General features: G+C 34.4%; 16 protein-coding genes. 9 read left to right on the forward strand and 7 right to left on the reverse strand.

The window, feature by feature from the left end; all coding sequences use genetic code 11:
• Positions 1 to 82 precede the first annotated feature (82 nt).
• The 3 genes from MTX13_RS08335 to MTX13_RS08345 all read left to right on the forward strand — a co-directional run bounded on the left by MTX13_RS08335 (position 83) and on the right by MTX13_RS08345 (position 4,516).
• Complete coding sequence (locus MTX13_RS08335) at positions 83 to 1,720, forward strand: CTP synthase (protein ID WP_250434095.1); 1,638 nt, start codon at positions 83 to 85, stop codon at positions 1,718 to 1,720.
• Positions 1,721 to 1,822: 102 nt separating this feature from the next.
• A complete protein-coding gene (yidC, locus tag MTX13_RS08340) occupies positions 1,823 to 3,721 on the forward strand; it encodes a membrane protein insertase YidC (protein ID WP_250434096.1) in 1,899 nt (632 codons plus the stop codon).
• Between the two features lie 90 nt (positions 3,722 to 3,811).
• Entirely contained in the window at positions 3,812 to 4,516 is a 705-nt protein-coding gene (locus MTX13_RS08345) for a toxin-antitoxin system YwqK family antitoxin (protein ID WP_250434097.1), read from the forward strand.
• 572 nt (positions 4,517 to 5,088) lie between these two features.
• On the opposite strand, the gene MTX13_RS08350 is transcribed toward MTX13_RS08345, so the two are convergent.
• Positions 5,089 to 6,525, reverse strand: coding sequence for a fasciclin domain-containing protein (locus MTX13_RS08350; protein WP_250434098.1), 1,437 nt, complete (start codon positions 6,523 to 6,525; stop codon positions 5,089 to 5,091).
• A 201-nt stretch (positions 6,526 to 6,726) separates the two neighbouring features.
• Here MTX13_RS08350 and mnmA point away from each other — a divergent pair, with 201 nt between their 5' ends.
• The 3 genes from mnmA (at position 6,727) to MTX13_RS08365 (ending at position 12,526) form a co-directional block, all read left to right on the forward strand.
• Positions 6,727 to 7,923 (forward strand): tRNA 2-thiouridine(34) synthase MnmA, encoded by a 1,197-nt coding sequence (gene mnmA / locus MTX13_RS08355; protein ID WP_250434099.1) that lies wholly within the window; start codon positions 6,727 to 6,729, stop codon positions 7,921 to 7,923.
• Positions 7,924 to 8,027: 104 nt separating this feature from the next.
• A complete protein-coding gene (locus MTX13_RS08360) occupies positions 8,028 to 8,969 on the forward strand; it encodes an NAD(P)H-dependent flavin oxidoreductase (protein WP_250434100.1) in 942 nt (313 codons plus the stop codon).
• Positions 8,970 to 9,010: 41 nt separating this feature from the next.
• On the forward strand, positions 9,011 to 12,526 hold the full coding sequence (locus MTX13_RS08365) for a T9SS type A sorting domain-containing protein (protein WP_250434101.1): 3,516 nt from the start codon (positions 9,011 to 9,013) through the stop codon (positions 12,524 to 12,526).
• Position 12,527: 1 nt separating this feature from the next.
• Here MTX13_RS08365 and MTX13_RS08370 read toward each other — a convergent pair whose 3' ends face one another.
• On the reverse strand, positions 12,528 to 13,454 hold the full coding sequence (locus MTX13_RS08370) for a TolB family protein (protein ID WP_250434103.1): 927 nt from the start codon (positions 13,452 to 13,454) through the stop codon (positions 12,528 to 12,530).
• Between the two features lie 117 nt (positions 13,455 to 13,571).
• Between MTX13_RS08370 and MTX13_RS08375 the strand changes: the two genes are divergently transcribed.
• The 3 genes from MTX13_RS08375 to MTX13_RS08385 are packed head-to-tail and all read left to right on the forward strand — an operon-like array spanning position 13,572 to position 15,749.
• Entirely contained in the window at positions 13,572 to 14,957 is a 1,386-nt protein-coding gene (locus MTX13_RS08375) for an MATE family efflux transporter (RefSeq protein WP_250434104.1), read from the forward strand.
• Positions 14,944 to 15,171: a hypothetical protein gene (locus MTX13_RS08380; protein ID WP_250434106.1), complete on the forward strand. Its 228-nt coding sequence runs from the start codon at positions 14,944 to 14,946 to the stop codon at positions 15,169 to 15,171. The genes MTX13_RS08375 and MTX13_RS08380 overlap by 14 nt, the downstream gene beginning before the upstream one ends.
• Before the next feature lie 2 nt (positions 15,172 to 15,173).
• Entirely contained in the window at positions 15,174 to 15,749 is a 576-nt protein-coding gene (locus MTX13_RS08385) for a phosphatase PAP2 family protein (protein ID WP_250434108.1), read from the forward strand.
• On the opposite strand, the gene MTX13_RS08390 is transcribed toward MTX13_RS08385, so the two are convergent.
• From MTX13_RS08390 to MTX13_RS08410, 5 genes are all read right to left on the reverse strand, one after another.
• Entirely contained in the window at positions 15,750 to 17,378 is a 1,629-nt protein-coding gene (locus MTX13_RS08390) for an ArnT family glycosyltransferase (protein WP_250434110.1), read from the reverse strand.
• The gene (locus tag MTX13_RS08395) at positions 17,359 to 17,991 is read right to left on the reverse strand and encodes a lipid-A-disaccharide synthase N-terminal domain-containing protein (protein ID WP_250434111.1); all 633 of its coding nucleotides are present in this window, start codon (positions 17,989 to 17,991) and stop codon (positions 17,359 to 17,361) included. Before MTX13_RS08395 ends, MTX13_RS08390 begins: the two co-directional genes overlap by 20 nt.
• The gene (locus MTX13_RS08400) at positions 17,988 to 18,704 is read right to left on the reverse strand and encodes a glycosyltransferase (RefSeq protein WP_250434112.1); all 717 of its coding nucleotides are present in this window, start codon (positions 18,702 to 18,704) and stop codon (positions 17,988 to 17,990) included. The genes MTX13_RS08395 and MTX13_RS08400 overlap by 4 nt, the downstream gene beginning before the upstream one ends.
• Before the next feature lie 167 nt (positions 18,705 to 18,871).
• A complete protein-coding gene (gene meaB / locus MTX13_RS08405) occupies positions 18,872 to 19,960 on the reverse strand; it encodes a methylmalonyl Co-A mutase-associated GTPase MeaB (protein WP_250434113.1) in 1,089 nt (362 codons plus the stop codon).
• Positions 19,953 to 20,519, reverse strand: a complete 567-nt coding sequence (locus MTX13_RS08410; protein WP_250434114.1) for a DUF2911 domain-containing protein — start codon at positions 20,517 to 20,519, stop codon at positions 19,953 to 19,955. Before MTX13_RS08410 ends, meaB begins: the two co-directional genes overlap by 8 nt.
• Positions 20,520 to 20,546: the final 27 nt, after the last annotated feature.

The following is a 20,546-nucleotide window of genomic DNA, read 5'->3' on the forward strand; positions in this document are numbered from 1 at the left end:
TAATTTGCTGTTTTTAATCTTAAAAACAATACCCAATTACCTAATTTAATTTTGTAAATTTGCCTGCGTTTAACAACGCAACATGACAACAACAAAATACATATTTGTGACAGGAGGAGTATCGTCCTCATTAGGTAAAGGAATTATTGCTGCATCTTTGGCAAAACTTTTACAAGCACAAGGTTATAGAACAACCATTCAAAAATTAGATCCCTATATAAATGTTGATCCTGGAACACTAAATCCTTATGAACATGGTGAGTGCTATGTAACAGATGATGGTGCTGAAACCGATCTAGATTTGGGGCATTATGAGCGTTTTTTAAACGTGCCTACCAGTCAAGCTAATAATGTAACCACTGGCCGAATTTATCAAAGTGTTATTGAAAAAGAACGTCGTGGTGAATTTTTAGGAAAAACCGTTCAGGTTATTCCTCATATTACAGATGAAATTAAAGAACGTGTTCAGATTTTAGGAAACTCTGGCGATTATGATATTGTCATTACTGAAATAGGAGGTACCGTTGGTGATATCGAGTCGTTACCTTATGTTGAAGCGGTACGTCAATTGAAATGGGATTTGGGCGAGCATAATGCTATAGTTATCCATTTAACATTAGTACCATTTTTATCTGCAGCAGGCGAGTTAAAAACAAAGCCAACGCAGCACAGTGTTAAAACATTGATGGAAAGTGGTGTTGTGGCAGACATATTGGTTTGTAGAACAGAACATGAATTACCAGAAGATTTAAGACGCAAGCTGGCACTGTTTTGTAATGTTCGCGAAGAAGCTGTTATACAATCTATTGATGCATCTACAATTTACGATGTGCCAAATTTAATGCTAAAGCAAGGACTTGATAAAGTCGTGCTTAAGAAATTGGATTTAGAAAGTGCAGTTCCAGATTTAACCCAGTGGAACCAATTTTTACAACGGCATAAAAATCCTAAAACCGAAGTGACAATCGGGTTAATTGGTAAATATGTAGAATTGCAGGATTCATATAAGTCTATTTTAGAGGCATTTATTCATGCTGGTGCAGAAAACGAAGTAAAAGTTAATGTTGAGCCTATTCATTCAGAATATTTATCGGAAGAAAATGTGGATGTTAAGTTGTCACATTTAGATGGTGTTTTAGTGGCTCCTGGGTTTGGAGAACGTGGAATTGAGGGAAAAATAGATGCTGTTAAATATGTTAGGGAAAATAATATTCCTTTTTTCGGAATCTGTTTAGGTATGCAAATGGCAGTTATAGAGTATGCAAGAAACGTACTAAACCTTTCAGATGCGAATTCAACAGAAATGGCTTCAGATTGTGAAAATCCAGTTATAGATTTAATGGAAGATCAAAAAACCATTACAGATAAGGGAGGGACAATGCGTTTAGGAGCTTGGGCATGCGACTTAAAACCTAATAGTATTGCGTATAATGTATATAAGTCTAACGCAATAATGGAGCGTCATCGTCACAGATTTGAATTCAATAATAATTATAGAGAGCAAATTGAGGCAGCAGGAATGATTGCAACAGGAATTAACCCAGATACCAAATTAGTTGAGATTGTTGAAATACCTGAACACCCATACTTTATTGGGGTACAATACCATCCAGAATATAAGAGTACGGTGGCCAATCCACACCCATTATTTGTATCATTTGTTAAAGCGGCTCTCAAACGAAAGAATAAAAGCAAAGATGCCACTATGGCACAAAAGTAATTTTGGATAGTTTTTTGACAATCCAAAATGTAATAACAACTAAATAGTCAGAAGAAGAGTAAATAGTTTATAGAATTTTCTCAATTTGGCCGTAATATTAATATGGAAGAAAAGAAATTTGACCTTAATTCAATAATCGGATTTATTCTGATTTTTGGAATTCTTGTGTACATGATGTACACTAATCAACCAACTCCTGAAGAATTAGCAGAACAGGAAAAAGCAAAACAAGAACAAGTTGAAGCTGAAAAAAAAGCGCAACAAGATAAAGCCGCTGCTATAACATCAGCCGAAGATTATTCGGTAGCTGCAGTTCAGGACTCTGCACAATTGGTAGCAATAAATAATAAATTGGGAGCTTTTGCGTATTCCGCTACATTACCTTCTGCAACAGCTAAAGAAACATTAGTTGAAAATGACGTGTTAGCGATTAAGTTTAGTAATAAAGGAGGATATGTCTCAGAAATAAAATTAAAACAATTTGTAGATTTCGATTCTGTCCCTATTTACTTAATAAAAGATGGCAATGCCGACTTTAATATTAATTTCAGTACGACTGATAGTCGTAATTTAAACACAAGGGATTTATATTTTCAGCCTAATATTTCTAAAAGTGGAGAGAATACAGTTGTTTCTATGAAATTAAAGGTTTCAGAGCAAGCCTTTTTAGAATACCGTTATGAGCTGAAACCTAACGAGTATATGATGGATTTCACCATTCGCTCGCAAGGGTTAGCGTCGGTTTTTAATACCTCGAAACCAATAGATATGGACTGGGATTTAAAAGCCATTCGCCACGCGAAAAGTATTTCATATGAAAACAGATATACAGAAGTTGTATTTGAATATGAAGGTGGTAAAGATGATTATTTAGGTCAGCAAGAATTAACAGAAGATACCGCACAAGATGTAACTTATGTGGCTTACAAACAGCACTTTTTCACGTCTATACTATTAGCCGATACACCATTTAAATCAGCAAGTTTAAAATCAGAAAATCTAGTTCAAGATGAAGAAATAGATACGGTTTATACAAAGGCTTTTGCAACCAAATTGCCTTTGGAATTACAAGGTGGTGAGTTAAATAAAAGTATGAATTGGTATTACGGACCAAGCGATTATAAAATTTTAAATAGCTATGACCGTAATCTGGATGAGGTAGTTCCTTTAGGTTGGGGAATATTTGGTTGGATAAACCGCTATGTGTTTATCCCGTTGTTTGGATTTTTAAGTGGTTTCTTGCCCTATGGAATTGCCATTATTGTTATGACAATTTTGGTGCGAATTGTTATGTCACCTGTTACATATAAGTCTTATGTCTCACAGGCAAAGATGAAAGTTATTAAACCAGAAATAACAGAAATTAATACAAAATATAAAGACAATGCCATGAAGAAACAACAAGAAACCATGGCCTTGTATAGCAAAGCAGGTGTGAGCCCTATGGCTGGTTGTTTACCCGCTTTAATGCAATTACCGGTCTTTTATGCCTTGTTCCAGTTTTTCCCTTCGGCATTCGATTTAAGACAAAAAAGCTTCCTTTGGGCCGAAGATTTATCATCTTATGATACTATAGCTAAGTTGCCATTTAATATTCCTTTTTATGGAGACCATGTAAGTTTGTTCCCTATATTGGCGTCATTAGCGATTTTCTTCTATATGCGAATGACAACGGGCCAGCAAATGGCGTCGCAACCTACACAAGAAGGGATGCCTGATATGGGTAAAATGATGAAGTATATGATTTATTTCTCACCAATCATGATGTTGTTCTTCTTTAATAACTACGCTTCAGGTTTAAGTTTGTATTACTTTGTTTCCAACTTAATCACAATAGGTATTATGTTGGTTATTAAGAACTACATTATTGATGAAGATAAGATTCATGCTAAAATTCAAGAGAACAAGAAAAAGCCTAAAAAGCAAAATAAGTTTCAGCGAAAAATGGCAGAAATGATGGAGCAGGCCGAGCAGCAAAAAAAGAACCAAAACCGTAAATAAGTAAAAAGGCTGTCAATTTTGGCAGCTTTTTTGTTATAAAACATTTTCATGAAATTTACGTTTATTAAAATTGTAAAACTTAATTCAAAAATGAAATCTATTGTTTCTATTTTAATTGTATTAATAGCTGGATTGGCATCTGCCCAAGAGTTTAATCAGTTTGACGCTAATGGTAAGCGACATGGTAATTGGAAAAAAAACTTCGATGGTACACAAGTGTTGCGTTACGAGGGAAAATTTAATCACGGCCAAGAAGTAGGCCAGTTTAAGTTTTATAAGAATATAAACGGCAAGGCCGTACTAACAGCCACCCGAGATTTTAATACTGATGGAACAGCAAAGGTTATGTTTTATGCTTCTAACGGTAAAGTTGTAAGCGAAGGCCTAATGAAAGGCAGAACATATATTGGCCCATGGAAATACTACCATAATAATTCAGACCAGCTAATGACTTTAGAACACTATAATAGTTCAGGAGAATTAGATGGCGACCGTATAATTTATTATCCCAATGGGCAAATAGCAGAAAAAACATTTTATAAAAGTGGGAAGCTTGATGGTAAAGCTAATTGGTATGCAGAAAATGGTGTGCTTATAAAGGAGTACTTATATGATAATGGCCAGTTAAATGGTAAAGCGTCATTTTATGATAAGGCTGGCAAGCTAATGGTTGAGGGTGTGTATAGAAATGATAAGAAACACGGTATTTGGAAGTACTATGAAAATGGTGAGTTAAAGGAGGAAAAAGACTTTACGGTATACAGTAAAAATCCTTACAAGAAAAAGAAAAATTAATAAAGCACAGTTTATTTAAAATGAAAGCTCCTTAAGAAATTAAGGAGCTTTTCTATGTTAGGTATAATCTAATTTGAATTTATAAGCTATTAATCATCAAAATGGGGAAGTACCTAAACATAAGTATGGGCAATATATGTAATAATTTAAGACTCACAAAATATTCTCATAATAAAAAGTTTTTTAAAATGAGAAAAGACCATTCTTAATTAAGAATGGTCTTCCTCTTTTTCATAGCCATTTTTAAACTAACTAACTTAATTTGACAACCAACCAAATATAAAATGACTATGTTTTTTTGCTGTTAAAATTAAAGGTGGTAAAACAACCTTATTTAAATTTTACAACGTCATCGGCAGCATGAAACATCAACAGCAAATATGAATCGCTTACTTTTGGCGTCTCAATCGTTAAGGCTGCACACCACCTAAACTTTTTATTCATAAAGCTTATTTGTTAAAGCTTTTTACATCGATAAAAAAGGTCTCATAATATTAACTAAAGGAATTTTAAAAGACCTTTTTATCCCATCAATCAAATAAAATACTTTTTCTTGTGGATGGATTCACCATTTAGTTTGGCAACATCACTTTATTTATAACATGTATAACACCATTTCCAGCTTGTACATCTACAGCTACAACGCCAATATCAGTGGCTCCTGATCCATCTGTAATATCAGCAATATTATCTCCTGTACCTGGAACATTCAATGTAAATACGCCTCCTTGTAACGAGGTTACAGGATTTGCACCCATCATTAAGTCTCCCGAAGTTACATTAGCCTCGCTCGCCACGTGATATAGTAATACATTTGTTAAGACTACCTCACTTGGCACCCCACCTAAATCCTCGATTAGTGAATCAAACGCATCGTTTGTTGGAGCAAATACAGTGTAATCTGGATTGATACCGTCTGCATTACTTCCTGAAGTTCTGCTTAATATTTCCACAAAATCAGTCCCAGGTGTCAAATCTGTTAAAGCAGAAACTAAAGTTGAAAAAAGTGGATCAGCCGTAGCAAAAGTAACCACTGTTGGAATGTCAATTACATTATTCACTGCATGTATAATACCATTGGTTCCAACAACATCAGCTTGAAAGACTTGAGAAACACCGTTAAATGCAACACCGTCCGTTGTATCAAAATATATACTTATATTGTTATCATTCGGACCTGTTGCCAGAGTATTGGTATATCCTGATCCAGCATCTATTAAGAAGTCTGCATTAATAGCAGCACTTATAACATGATTTAACAAAATTTGTGATAATAAATCCGTCGGTACGCTTCCTATAGGTGTTCCATTTAAGAAAGTTTCAAAAGCGTCGTTATCTGGCGCTAAAACCGTGAACGGTCCATCGCCTTGTAATACTGAAACCAAATCACCATCTGCAGCGCCTAAAGCAGTCACAAGACTTGAAAAATTATCATTCATGATAGCATGATCGACAATGTCAGGAAGACCAAGAACACCATTAATAATATGTATGGTACCATTTGATGCGTCAATATCGGCCGTCGTTACAGTTCCCGCGTTATTGAAACGAACACCACCTGTCGCATCAAAATAAATACTAATGTTTAGACCTGCATCACTCGTAGCGCTTCCGGCTGCGTATCCAGTTCCTTGGGCTTGAAGATCAGCGGCTTTGATATCTGCCATGATCACATGATTAAGCAAGACCTGAGAGAGTACATCTGTTGGTACGTCTTCTAAAGAAGCAAAACCATTAGCATTCAAAAATGCAGTAAACGCTGCATTTGTTGGTGCTAACACTGTAAATGGGCCATCACCTTCTAGTACGTCAACTAAATTCCCATCAGCACGCACTAGGGCTTGAACTAGTGTTGACAATTCTGGAGTTTCCAGAGCAATTTCTACAATAGATTTAGCTTGAGGTGCTGGACTAGGTGTAGTATTGTCATCATCGCTACTACACGAAAGAGTAACCAATAACACCAAGGCTAAAGCTGTTGTTTTTTTTAAAGCTGTTAATGTTTTCATTGTTTTTGATTTAAGATTATTAAATTTTTGTTTAGCAAATATATAAAAAGATTAAACAAATAACCAAATAATGTTTAAAAAAATTAACAAAACTTTAAACAAATAGAAATGTTTTCACTCTCAATCATTTAATTATTTGATAGTTTAGAGGAAAAACAATGGTTTAAAAATAAGAGTATTTATGTATCTTTGCAGCCCATTATGAAGGAACAAAAGCGTGTTATAATAGGTTTATCGGGTGGAGTAGATTCCAGCGTTGCTGCATACCTTTTAAAAGAGCAAGGGTATGAGGTTATTGGCTTGTTCATGAAAAATTGGCATGACGATTCTGTGACTATTTCAGATGAATGCCCTTGGTTGGATGATAGTAATGATGCCATGTTGGTAGCCGATAAATTGGGCATACCCTTTCAAACGGTCGATCTAAGTGAGCAATATAAAGAGCGCATTGTAGATTATATGTTTAGGGAGTATGAAAATGGACGTACGCCAAATCCTGATGTGCTTTGTAATAGAGAAATTAAGTTTGATGTATTCATGAAAATCGCTCTTGATTTAGGAGCCGATTTTGTGGCTACAGGTCATTATTGTAGAAAAGGAAGTATTGAAAAAGATGGTAAGGTAGTCTATCAATTACTGTCTGGTGTTGATAACAATAAGGATCAATCGTATTTTTTATGTCAATTGTCTCAAGACCAATTGTCAAAATCACTATTTCCAATTGGAGAACTCACCAAACCAGAAGTGCGTGAAATAGCAACCAAATTAGATTTGGTTACAGCCGATAAAAAAGATTCACAAGGACTATGCTTTATAGGTAAGGTAAGATTACCAGATTTTCTACAGCAACAACTCAAACCAAAAGACGGTGTAATTGTTGAGGTGCCACAATCCAATTCAAATTATAAAAACCATATTAATAATTTCGATTCTAAATGGGAAGAACTAGAGTACAAATCTAGAAAACTAAAATATGATGTTTCCGACGGCAAAATAGTTGGGAAACATCAAGGAGCCCATTTTTATACAAAAGGACAGCGCAAAGGCTTGGCAGTAGGCGGAACTCCAGAGCCATTATTTGTTATTGATACTGATGTTGAGAAAAATGTAATTTATACAGGTCAAGGTAAGGCGCATCCAGGATTGTACAAGTCGGCATTGTTTATTAAAAATGAGGAACTACATTGGATTCGCGAAGATTTAGCATTGCAAATTGGTGAAACAATGTCCGTTGATGCCAGAATCCGGTATAGGCAACTATTACAAAAAGCTACATTGCATAAAGTAGAGTCAGGTTTGTACATAGAATTTGAAGAACCACAATCAGCTATAACCGAAGGGCAGTTTGCGGCTTGGTATCAAGATGACGAGCTTATTGGTTCGGGAGTTATATCATAGTTTTACGATACTTAATATTACTGTAAATTCTAATTTCATTTTCTTACTTTTGAAATTAGTATTTCGATCTGATTCGTGACCTTTCATTATTAAATTTCATTTAAATGCAAAATAGAATAACCCAACTTTTCAATATTAATTACCCAATTATACAAGCTGGCATGATTTGGAATAGTGGCTGGCGATTAGCTTCGGCTGCCAGTAATGCTGGTGCTTTGGGCTTAATAGGAGCAGGAAGCATGTATCCAGATGTATTGCGTGAACATATTCAAAAGTGTAAACAAGCAACCGACAAACCATTTGGAGTAAATGTTCCCATGTTGTATCCTAATATTAATGAAATAATGGATATTATTGTGGAAGAGGGTGTCAAGATAGTCTTTACTTCGGCAGGAAACCCAAAAACTTGGACCGGTTGGTTGCAAGAAAAAGGTATTATTGTTGTACATGTAGTTAGTAGTGTGAAGTTTGCTTTAAAAGCACAAGAGGCAGGTGTAAATGCTGTTGTAGCAGAAGGTTTTGAAGCTGGAGGACATAACGGTCGTGATGAAACAACTACATTAACCCTAATACCTATGGTAAAGGAACAGCTACAAATTCCCCTTATTGCAGCTGGAGGTATTGCAACAGGGCAGGCTATGTTGGCTGCTATGGTTTTGGGTGCAGATGGTGTACAGGTTGGCAGTAGGTTTGTGGCCAGTGAGGAAAGTTCGGCACATATGGCTTTTAAACAAGTTGTTGTTAATGCCAAAGAAGGGGATACCCAATTAACTTTAAAGGAATTGGCACCTGTTAGATTAATTAAGAATAAATTCTTTAATGATGTTCAAGAGCTATATAAGACAGCTCCAACAGTAGAGCAATTAAAAGATTTATTGGGTAGAGCTCGTGCAAAGCGAGGCATGTTTGAAGGCGATTTAGAGGATGGCGAATTAGAAATAGGACAAATTGCAGGACTCATTCATGATATAAAGCCTACAGCTCAAATTGTTAAGGATATGATGCAGGAGTTTGAAGAAGCTAAACGCTCCGCGCTAAACTTATAATTTATTATAAAGCCTTTAATAATTAGAATAAAACTAACGCTATGAAACTAAAAAAACTACTTTTTCTATTTTGCTTATTTTCTACAATTGGTCATGCTCAAATTCAGTTTCAAACGAGTATAATCGGAGATAATTCAAATTATGGCACTAGCGCATCTGGTGCCTATGCAGCCGATTTAGATGGAGATAACGATTTAGATCTTCTAGCGTATTATTACGAAGGGAATTTTGTTTGGTTTGAAAACAAGCCTAATGATGGTGGTTTAGTAGAACCAAAAATTATTCATAATAGTATAAATGGTTCAAATGCCAATGTTTTTGCAATTGATATTGATAATGATGGCGATTTAGACCCAGTGGGATCTTCTGGATATGATATTTTTTGGTATGAAAATGATGGTCTCGGAAATTTTACCATGCAGCATATTATTACTACCGATGTGGAATCTGTGAACTCCATTGATTATTATGATATTGATGGCGATGGTGATTTGGATATTTTGTCAACTTCAATTTATGACGATAAAATAGCATGGTATGAAAACGAAAATGGTTTAGGCAGTTTTGGTGCTCAACAAATTATTTCTGATTCCAATTCTGTTTTTATAGGAATTGTTTTTGCTGAAGATATGGATGGCGATGGCGATGGTGATGTAGTAGTGAATAACAATGGTATTAAATGGTACGAAAATAGCGATGGAAACGGCACGTTTACCACGGAACATAATATAGCATCTACAACAACAGCTAAATTTCTTCCAGTAGATTTAGATCAAGATGGCGATATGGATATTGTCGTACCTGATGGTTATGACGATGATGTTATTTGGTTTGAAAACATTAATGGACTTGGAACATTTAGTACGGATCTATTTATCGGTTCTGTATTAGGTGATGTAGATTTAGTAGCCGTAGATGATTTAGATGGCGATGGCGACCTAGATGTATTGGCAGATGGAACAGGTTTGTTTTTATTTGAAAATGAAGGCAATGAAGACTTTGGTTTTAGGGAAAATATTTATAGTACCACATCCAACGCTGGTGTGTCGCAATTTATTCTTACCACAGATTTTGATGATGATGGAGATGTAGATGTGTTTTCAGATGGTTTTATTAATTACACTTCTGGAATTATGTTAAATGAATATGATCAAACTTTAAGTGAATTTAAACATGAACATATTTTAGCAGAGTATACCAGTAATCCAATAGAAACATTATCGGCAGATGTGGATAACGATAACGATTTGGATATTGTAGTATTGTCAACTGGAGATAATAAAATTTCATGGTTCGAAGATGTAGATGGCACTCAAAATTTTGTTGAGCATCATATCATTTCAACCCAAATTTATAGAGGGAAGTCGTTAAGAGCCGAAGATATCGATGCGGATGGTGATGTTGACATATTTGTGGTTTTAGAGATTGAGGATAAAATAGTGTTGTTTAAAAATCAAGGTAATGGCAATTTTGATAATGAAATAACAATTACAACAGATACCAATAACCCAAAAATGATTCAGTTAGTTGATTTGGATAATGATGGCGATTTAGATTTATTATCTGCATCTTCAGTTGATGATAAATTGGCTTGGTATGAGAATACTGATGGCATAGGAAGTTTTGGTGCCCAACAAGTAATTTCAACAGAATTCAACAGTGCACATGCTATTTATGCTGCCGATTTTGATAACGATGGCGATTTAGATTTATTGGCATCAGGAGGTGATGGTCAAATAGGATGGGTTGAACATACAGATGGTCAAGGCAGCTTCGGACCAAAACAAACCTTTGTTTATGGAGCGTATAATGCAATATCTATGGATGTTGGTGATATTGATGGCGATGGGTTTTTAGATTTTGTAGTTGGAAGTGGTAATAGTTCAGATTTGCAATGGTATCGCAACGAAGAAGGAAATAGCCATCCCAACGGTCAATTTGGATACGGCAATGATATTAGAACCTCAAGTTCGGCTGTTGTTAGCCTTAATGATGTTGATAACGATGGCGCTTTAGATGTTATAATAACAGTAGGAGATGATATTTTATGGTATACCAATCAAGATGGATTAGGCGATTTTGTTAGTGGAGGTCATGTTGCAGATATTCGTTATGACAAATATTTCTTTGCAACCGATATGGATTTTGATGGCGATGTTGATGTTGTTTCCACTAAAAAAGGTAACGACCAAATTGCCTTCTCAAAAAACTTGGGTGTTTTAGGAAATGAAATTAATGGCACCATTCAAGTTGATATAAATGGTAATGGTTGCGATGAACAAGATGCCTTTTACCCTAATATTATGGTAGTGGCCAGTAATGGTTCTACAAGTTTCGGAACCTTTACTATGCCAAATGGCTCGTATCAAATACCTGTAAATACAGGAAACTTTGAAACGAGTATTGCTGGTGGTTTACCATCTTATCTAACATCTAATCCGGCTTCATATTATTTTAATTATAGCAATTTAGGTAACATAGAAACTGCCGATTTTTGTTTGGAACCAAACCAAGCAATACCCGATGTAAACATTAGTATTTACCCATTATTGCAAGCAAGACCAGGTTTTGAAGTGAGTTACAGAATAGTGTATAAAAATGTGGGAACCGAAACTTTAAGTGGCACCATAGATTTTCAATATGATAACGATATGCTTAACGTATTGAGCGCAAGTGAAACAATTTCTAATCAAACTGCTAATGCCTTAACATTTAATTATTCAGATTTAATGTCTTACGAGACGCGCTATATAGATGTGGATTTCAATGTTTTGCCTCCACCAACAGTTAATATTGATGATGTTATTTTTTTAGAGGCAATAATTAATCCAGTTTCAGGAGATTTTACAGAAGAAGATAATGTGTTTAGTTACAATCAATTGGTTATTGGTTCGTATGATCCAAACGATATTACCTGTCTTGAAGGAGATGAGGTTTTAATTGATGATTCAGATAAATACTTACATTATCTCATTCGTTTTCAGAATACAGGAACAGCATCAGCAATTAATATTAGAGTGGAGAATGTACTGGATGATAAATTAGATTGGAACACACTACAAATTGAGACTATAAGTCATATGAATCGCGTGGAAATTAAAGATGGTAATGAATTGTCGTTTATTTTTAGCGGTATTAATTTACCAGATAGCACATCAGATGAACCCAATTCTCACGGTTTTATCGCTTATAAAATAAAACCAAAAAGTGATGTAATTGAAGGTGATATTGTACATAATACAGCTGATATTTACTTCGATTTTAATGAGGCAATAGTTACGAATACTGCTACTACAGAATTTGTTGGTGCGCTTTCAATTGAAGAGTTTACTTCATCTAGATTTACTGTTTATCCTAATCCAACAACTGATGAAATAAATATTCAATCTAAATTACCAGTTATAAAAATTGAGATTTATAATAATTTAGGTCAACAAATATTAGGGCAAGAATATGTAGAAAAAGTTGATTTGTCTCAAGTTCGAAAAGGAATTTACTTTATGACAATTCATGATAGTAATGGTAATCAAGAAACCCTAAAGATAATTAAGAAGTAAACTAGTATTTTAAAGCATTATTAATATTGACCTGATATAATATACTCGAACCATTATCAAGTCTATTAAATTCATTAATTAGATTTTTTAAATCTAAAGCTTGTTCGTGTTGAATTTGAGTATTGTCGCGTTTACTAGTAAAATAGAGGATATTCTCTTTAACAAAAGGACAATAATCCATTTTATGAGAATTAACAGTGCTTCCTAAATTTTCAGCTTGAGTCCATCCTATATTCGTTTTTTTACTGATGTAAATATCACCACTACCATATCCACCAGTTCTGTTATAACCGCCAAATAAAATATAAGATTCATCTGGGGCAATAAAAGCGTTGTATTCATAGCTTTCAGAATTTATGGAATCTGGTAAAGCCTTTGGTTCTTGATACTTACCGTTTTTTAAAACACTAACATAGATATCATCCTTTCGGTTTTTTGAAGTATCATCTCGTGTAAAATAAAAATTACCATTATCAGCAATTGAAGGATAAAATTCACCATGCTCCGTATTAATGGGCGCACCTAAATTTTTGGGTTCTGACCAAGGGTTCTTTAAACTAGATCGTTCAACATACCAAATGTCAAAATCTTTTGGCTCCAATGAATCATCTAAAGGTCTTGTTGACACAAAATATAGCTTTAAGCCGTCAGGAGAAAAACAAGGTTCTAAATCAAAGTGTTTTCCAGAAAAGGATGCAACTTGAGGTTTGCTCCAAGTCGTATTATTTTTTTTAACACTTATAACGGCTGATAAATTGCCCATAACACTCTGCGCAGTAAATAGAACTTCATTGCCATCTGGCGAAATGGTAATATCACGAACATTCGGAAATTGTTTGGTGATTTCAGGTATAAATGGTTTAGGTATATTTTGACTAAAACAGAAGTTTATGCTCAATAAAAAAATTAGTACGTAGAGTTTTTTCATGTTTTATATATTATGATAATACAAGATAGGAATTGAATGTTTAGTTACTTCATAAGGAATTGTTAATCTGTAACTATTTATCAATGAAGTACAATTCTAAAGTACTACTTTTGCCAAATGGTATTAAGCGCATACACCAAAGAATTTAAGTACAATTGGCAATTAGCATCACCTGTTATGTTAGGGATGCTAGGTCATACTTTTGTGAGTTTTGTTGATAATATCATGGTTGGGCAGTTGGGAACGGCTGAACTTGCTGCAGTATCGTTGGGTAACAGTTTTATGTTTATTGCCATGTCTTTAGGTATTGGTTTTTCAACAGCCATTACACCTTTGGTAGCTGAAGCAGATGCTGAAAATAATTTTGTATCTGGAAAATCGGCTTTTAAACATGGCTTATTTCTTTGTATGGTTTTAGGTATCCTGTTGTTTCTAATGGTGTTTTTTGCAAAACCCCTTATGTATCTCATGAAGCAACCAGCCGAAGTTGTGGAGTTAGCCATTCCGTATTTAGATTTGGTAGCATTTTCATTAATTCCTTTAGTGTCTTTTCAAGCTTTTAAACAGTTTAGTGACGGCTTGTCAATGACGCGCTATCCCATGTATGCTACATTGGTAGCGAATATTGTAAATGTGGCTCTAAACTACGTGTTGATTTTTGGGAAATTAGGGTTTCCGCAATTGGGTATAGTTGGCGCAGCTTATGGTACATTAATATCCCGTTTTGTAATGGTTGGTTTTTTGTGGTGGCTCTTAAAGGGACATGAAAAATCTAAAGCCTATGTTACCCAAATCAAACTGTTTGTATTGAATTCTAGTATGATTAAAAAAATCATGAGCTTGGGTTCACCAAGTGCTATGCAAATGTTTTTTGAAGTAGCTATTTTTACGGCAGCAATTTGGTTAAGTGGATTGTTGGGCAAGAATGCCCAAGCAGCTAATCAAATTGCATTAAATCTGTCATCAATGACCTTTATGGTTGCTATGGGTTTAAGTGTAGCGTCTATGATACGGGTTGGGAATCAAAAAGGATTGCAGAATTATTTGGAGTTAAGGCGTATTGCATTTTCATTATTTTTAATGGGTACTTTATTTGCCATATGTTTCGGACTTTTATTTTTTGCCTTTCATACCGAATTGCCAAAATTATATTTGGATCAAAAAGATATTTTGAATGCCATTGATAATACTGAAGTTATGGCTATTGCTTCAAAACTATTGATAGCAGCTGCTATTTTTCAAATAAGTGATAGTATACAAGTGGTGGTTCTAGGTGCTTTAAGGGGCTTGCAAGATGTTAAAATACCAACTCTAATAACATTTATTTCGTATTGGGTTGTTGGTTTTCCAATAAGTATTTACTTTGGTAAAGCAGATAGTTTGGGTAGTTTTGGAATCTGGCTTGGCTTATTAGCTGGTTTGACTACTGCTGCTATTTTATTGTATATTAGATTTAATTATTTAACAAAAAAGTTGATTGATGCAAAACATGGAACTTCCTAAATTTATTTTAGGTGATAATACTGATTATCCAAACGCTATTTATGTAATACATACCGAGTTTCCTAGGTTTATAATTAATCTAGAAAATGATGATGTAGAATGGTTGGAGGATTTTGATCAACAAGATCAACGTGAATTGGAAAATGAAGCTGAAAACTTAATTGAACAAGCCAACTCATTTTACGATAGGGAAGTGGAACGCTACGAAGAATAGTTATGTTAGAACAATTAGTGCAGTTAGATACAGACCTTTTCTTGTACCTTAATAATTTAGGGACAACCACATGGGATCCTTTTTGGATGTTTTATACCACAAAATTCTACTGGATACCGCTATATGCCGTTTTGTTATTTTTGATTTACAAGATGCCGAATCCTAAAATTTTTATTCTAACTGTTGTTTTAATAGTTTTAATGATTTCATTTACCGACCAGATTACTAATGTGTTTAAAAAAGTTCTGGTAATGCGATTAAGACCTTGTCATGACCCCTTGTTGGAAGGTTTAGTGCGATTAGTTAAACCAAATTGTGGAGGACAGTTCGGTTATTTTTCTGGTCATGCTTCCAACTCTATGGCCGTAGCCATATTTACAGGATTTATGCTGCGTTATCGCTTTAAATACTTGCTTTATATTTTAATAGCCTGGTCAATTGGTATGGGGTATAGCCGTATTTATATTGGAGTTCACTACCCACTTGATGTGTTAAGTGGATGGGTTTTTGGTGGACTCTCAGGTTATATGTTTTATCGTTTGGATAAATACTTTCAAAACCGATTTAGAATGCGCTAACTATCGTTTGGTTAGAATGTAGTAGTTGGCTCGTAAGCGTTCTTTATATTGTTTGGAATCTGTATCAACTTTGTTTAAATCAAAAACGCCCTGTTTTTCAATTTGATATAAAGATTGCATATAATCGGAATCTTCAGGGCTGATTCCAATGGTCAATAAACCAAAGGTGTCATCTTTTGGAAATTCAATAGAGCCATCTTCTAATTTTATGGCTGGAATTTTATCACCATATTGCCAAATAACTTCTGGAGCGATATAATTAAATTGATAAAGATTTAAATCGCTAGTTTCTTTCAAATTACTGATTGGACGGTAGGTTTTACTCTCAAACGCTTGTTTTAAGGGCAAAGCCAGAATAAGTAGTGCAGCAAACAGTCCAAATGTTAAATAAAATACAGTAGATATTCGCTTGCGTTTTAAGCTCTTAAAAATTAAAACTCCAATACCCAATAGAATGATACTTGACGATATGAAATAGAAATAATATCCATCCAAATTATGTTTTAAAAACCATCCAGCTAGAAAAGAAAATACAATGCCTATCAATCCAATTAAGCCAAAATTGAAGTAAATAGGAAAAGTTTCCCGCTTATCTTTTAAGGTTTTAAATTCACGAATTAAATAATCGATGTAAAAACTGATATTTATGGACAATGGAATTAAAACAGGCATTAAATAGCGTGACTTTTTCTCTGGAATAATCGATAACAATACAACTGCCAAGAGGGTCCACAATAAGCTAAACTGATATGCTTTTAAATGCCTTACTCGATTTTTTAAGTACGGATACAATAAGCTGATAAATGCAGGAATAGTCCAAATACCGCTTTGCGTAAAAAAGCTCCAATAATAGTAAAACGGCCTAACGTTATAACTACTCCAATTCCCAGTTTCTTTTTCAGCAATAGCTGTAAACGTTATAGGGTCATAAGTGCGAACATACAAATACCACCATCCACCAAGTAAAATACCAACAACTATAATACTTACAATAGCTATAAGTTTTTTGGAAAACGGTTTATAAGTAAAGGTAAAACCATACGCTAATAAAAAAGGTAGAAGTAAAGCATATAGCGAAACAGGCCCTTTACTTAAAAACGAACAGCCTAAAAATACACTTGCCGGTAACGCATATTTAAAATGAAATTTTTCATGTTCAAAAAACTGAAACAAATAGTAGAGGGAAACGCACATAAAACCATGGGTAAATATATCCCAAGGTGCTTCTATTATAATACCTATTACGTAAAATGATGAGCCCACAATTAAAGCGTTTCTGAATGCAAAAAAGGTATTTTGGGTCAGCTTATTTGAAAGTTTAAATACAAAAACAACAAGTAAAACCACAAATAAAGCTGCAGGCAGCCGCATGGCAAACACACTTTTAATACCAAAAACTGAAGCTGAAATAGCGGTAAGCCAAGTTGGTAGCGGTGGTTTTTCATAACGGGCTTCACCATTCATGGTGGTTAATAGCCAATTATTATCGCTTAACATTTCTCTGGCTGTAATAAAATTACGGGCTTCCATTATGGTTACTTCTAATACATTTAAATTAGGTAGCAGCATAACCATAAATATTATGCAAAGTGTTAATAAAGGATAAGAATTAACGAGTCGCTTTAGCATATCGGTAAATTAAAACTAAATTTCTAACATAAATTGTAGCGCCCAAAATATGCCCTACAAATAAAACTGGGTCTTTTCTAAAAACGGCATAAGTTAAAATTAATAGAGACCCTATTAAACTTAAAGACCAAAACCCCATAGGTAAAGAAGATTCTTTTTGCTTTTCAGAATATATCCATTGATAAACAAAACGTAGAGTAAAAACTACCTGAGAAACAATACCAAGGATTAATAACCATAAAGGAATAGCGTCGTTTTTAAATAACTTCTCTACATCTATGGTGTTATTATTAAAATAGTAAATGACAATAAATGATGGCATTAATAAAATAAACCATTGCAGCCATTTGGGTATCTGTTCCCATTTGTCCTGTAACTGGAGATTTCTAATGTAAATAAAATAGGTTAAACCTTGGCCGAGCATAATGGCAAAGTCATCTCGTAAATAGCCATATACAAATAATAGAAATGAGGCTATTAAGCTTAAGGTCCAAAAAATAGTTGGTGTAATAACACGACCTTCTTTTTCTGAATAAATCCACTGAATTATAAGTCGCGAGGAAAATAATATTTGAGCCAAAAACCCAATGCTATATATTAACCAATGACTCATTCGCTAGTTTTGCTAACAGTATAGTTAATGTACTTTTTCTTCATCCATAAATAGGCAAAGCAATCCATTAAAGGGCCTATAAGTCTGTTCCAAACACCAAATTTAGCCTGACCCGCTACACGGGGAAAATGTTGAACCGGAATTTGGATAATTTTACCTTGTTGTAGTAAAATCATAGCGGGTAAAAATCGATGTAAGCCTTTAAACATGGGGATTCGTTTGGCATAAACTGTTTTTATCACTTTTAAAGGACAGCCTGTATCGTCCATGCCATCGTTGGTAAAGGCTCTGCGAATACCATTGGCAATGGTTGAAGACATGTTTTTTACAAATGAATCTTTTCGGTTTGCTCGTACACCAGTTACTAAATCATACTCTCCAATATGCTCCAACAATAAATTAAAATCTTCAGGAGCTGTTTGCAAATCAGAATCTATATACCCAACCAATTCAGTATCTGCGTAATCAAACCCAGCTTTTATGGCAGCACTTAAACCTCTGTTTTCAGCAAAAGAAATAAAATGAAAACTTGCATTTCTATTTGATATGGTTTCAATAAGTTCTTGACTGTTATCTTTTGAGCCATCGTTAACAAATAAAACTTTAGTTTTTCTTGAGGCTATTTTTATATAGGATAGGAGTTCTTTTTCAACACGTAGTAAATTATCTTCTTCATTATAAACAGGTACTATAATGGTAAATTGGTAATCCATATTACACGTAGTTAGTTATGCAAATGTATTCTTTTTTGGATAAAACCATACGAAGGACTAAAAATGTTTTAAGTTATAAGCTGTATAATTGAGGGCTAATTAAACAGGATTATAATGGGTGTATTAAAAGGAGTTAAAAAAAAAGTGGCTGGTACAAGGAGAACTTTCTATAATCCTTGTTTTAAGCTTAAAAGGTATTCTGCGGCTACAAACGGAGTGGTTTGATTAGTTTCTATAAGTTTAAGCTGTTCAACTAAAGCTGTTTTTATCTTGTGGTGATTAAAAAAAGCATTCTGTAGATTATCTTTTACAGTCTGGATTAACCAATATTTGTTTTGTTCTTGCCGTCTTTCATTAAAAAACTGGTTTCCTTTAGTTAATGTAACATAATCTTCAATAGTTTGCCAGATATCCGAAATACCTTCGTTATGTAAGGCACTACATAGTTGAACTTTAGGTGTCCAACCGGAAGCTTTTTCAGGATAAAGATGGAGGGCACGGTTAAACTCTACTTTGGCTAATTTGGCACGTTTAATATTATCATTATCCGCTTTGTTTATGGCAATAGCATCAGCCATTTCAATAATACCACGTTTTATACCTTGAAGCTCATCACCAGCTCCAGCTAATTTAAGAAGTAAAAAGAAATCTACCATACTATGTACGGCAGTTTCACTTTGTCCTACACCTACTGTTTCAATTAGAATAGTATCAAACCCGGCAGCTTCACATAAAATAATCGTTTCACGTGTTTTTCGGGCAACACCTCCCAATGAATCGCCAGAAGGAGAAGGCCTAATAAATACATTGGTGTCTTTTACCAAATCCTCCATTCGGGTTTTATCACCAAGAATACTTCCTTTGGTTAGAGAACTACTAGGGTCAATGGCCAATACAGCGACTTTTTTACCTAAAGCAGATAAGTGTTTGCCTAAAGACTCAATAAAAGTACTTTTGCCAACTCCAGGAACTCCGGTTATGCCAATTCTAACCGACTTGTTAGCGTGCGGTAGACATGCTTTGATAATTGTATTGGCTTTCTCTAAATGCTTACTGTTTTTGCTCTCTATTAACGTGATGGCTCTACTTAATGCAGTAACTTGCCCTTTTAGAATTTCGGAAACTAGAGTGTCTGTAGAAACCGATTGCAGACGTTTTTGCTTAATTTTATGTATGGCATTAGTATTAGTGATTTCAGGATATGAAACACCTTTTTGTTCTGATAATGCCGTTTTATGTCTGCTTTTTTTAGTCAAAAGTTTTTAAAGGTATACCAATTTTGGTGTTGTCCCAAGCCATGGTTAATGATATACTGTCTAGTGTATTGTTAAAGCCAATGGTGAATTGCTCTACTACCTGATTTAAGTGTTCAACAGGAACAGAAATATTTACAACGTCAAATTCGGGTTCTCGTAACGGATTCATTTTGGCATCAACACCCCAAGGATATTGTTTACTATTAAACATAACCTGCCATGTAGAATCGTTGGGTATGGTCCATAGCGTATACTTTCCGGCTGGTAATGAGTCGTTACCAATTTTTAAAGGTTTAGAACATTTAAATGTAGTAGCCTCATTAGCACCAGTACGCCAGACTTTGTTGTAAGGAACTAAACCGCCAAAAATGTCTCGGCCGCGTTTTGATGGTCTGTTGTATACTACTTCAAAGACTAAATCATTTTCTATAAGCTTAACAGTATCTATCGGACTCTTTCTTTTTGCCAAAAGGCTATCGTCTACAAAATAAGAATACAAAAAAAGACTCACTGCTATGAGTACCAATAAGCCAAAAAACCATCGAAATTTATTATTCATTTCCCCAAAAAATAGTGTTATAAAGAT

This window comes from Hanstruepera flava, from assembly GCF_023634025.1.
Lineage (GTDB): Bacteria > Bacteroidota > Bacteroidia > Flavobacteriales > Flavobacteriaceae > Hanstruepera > Hanstruepera flava.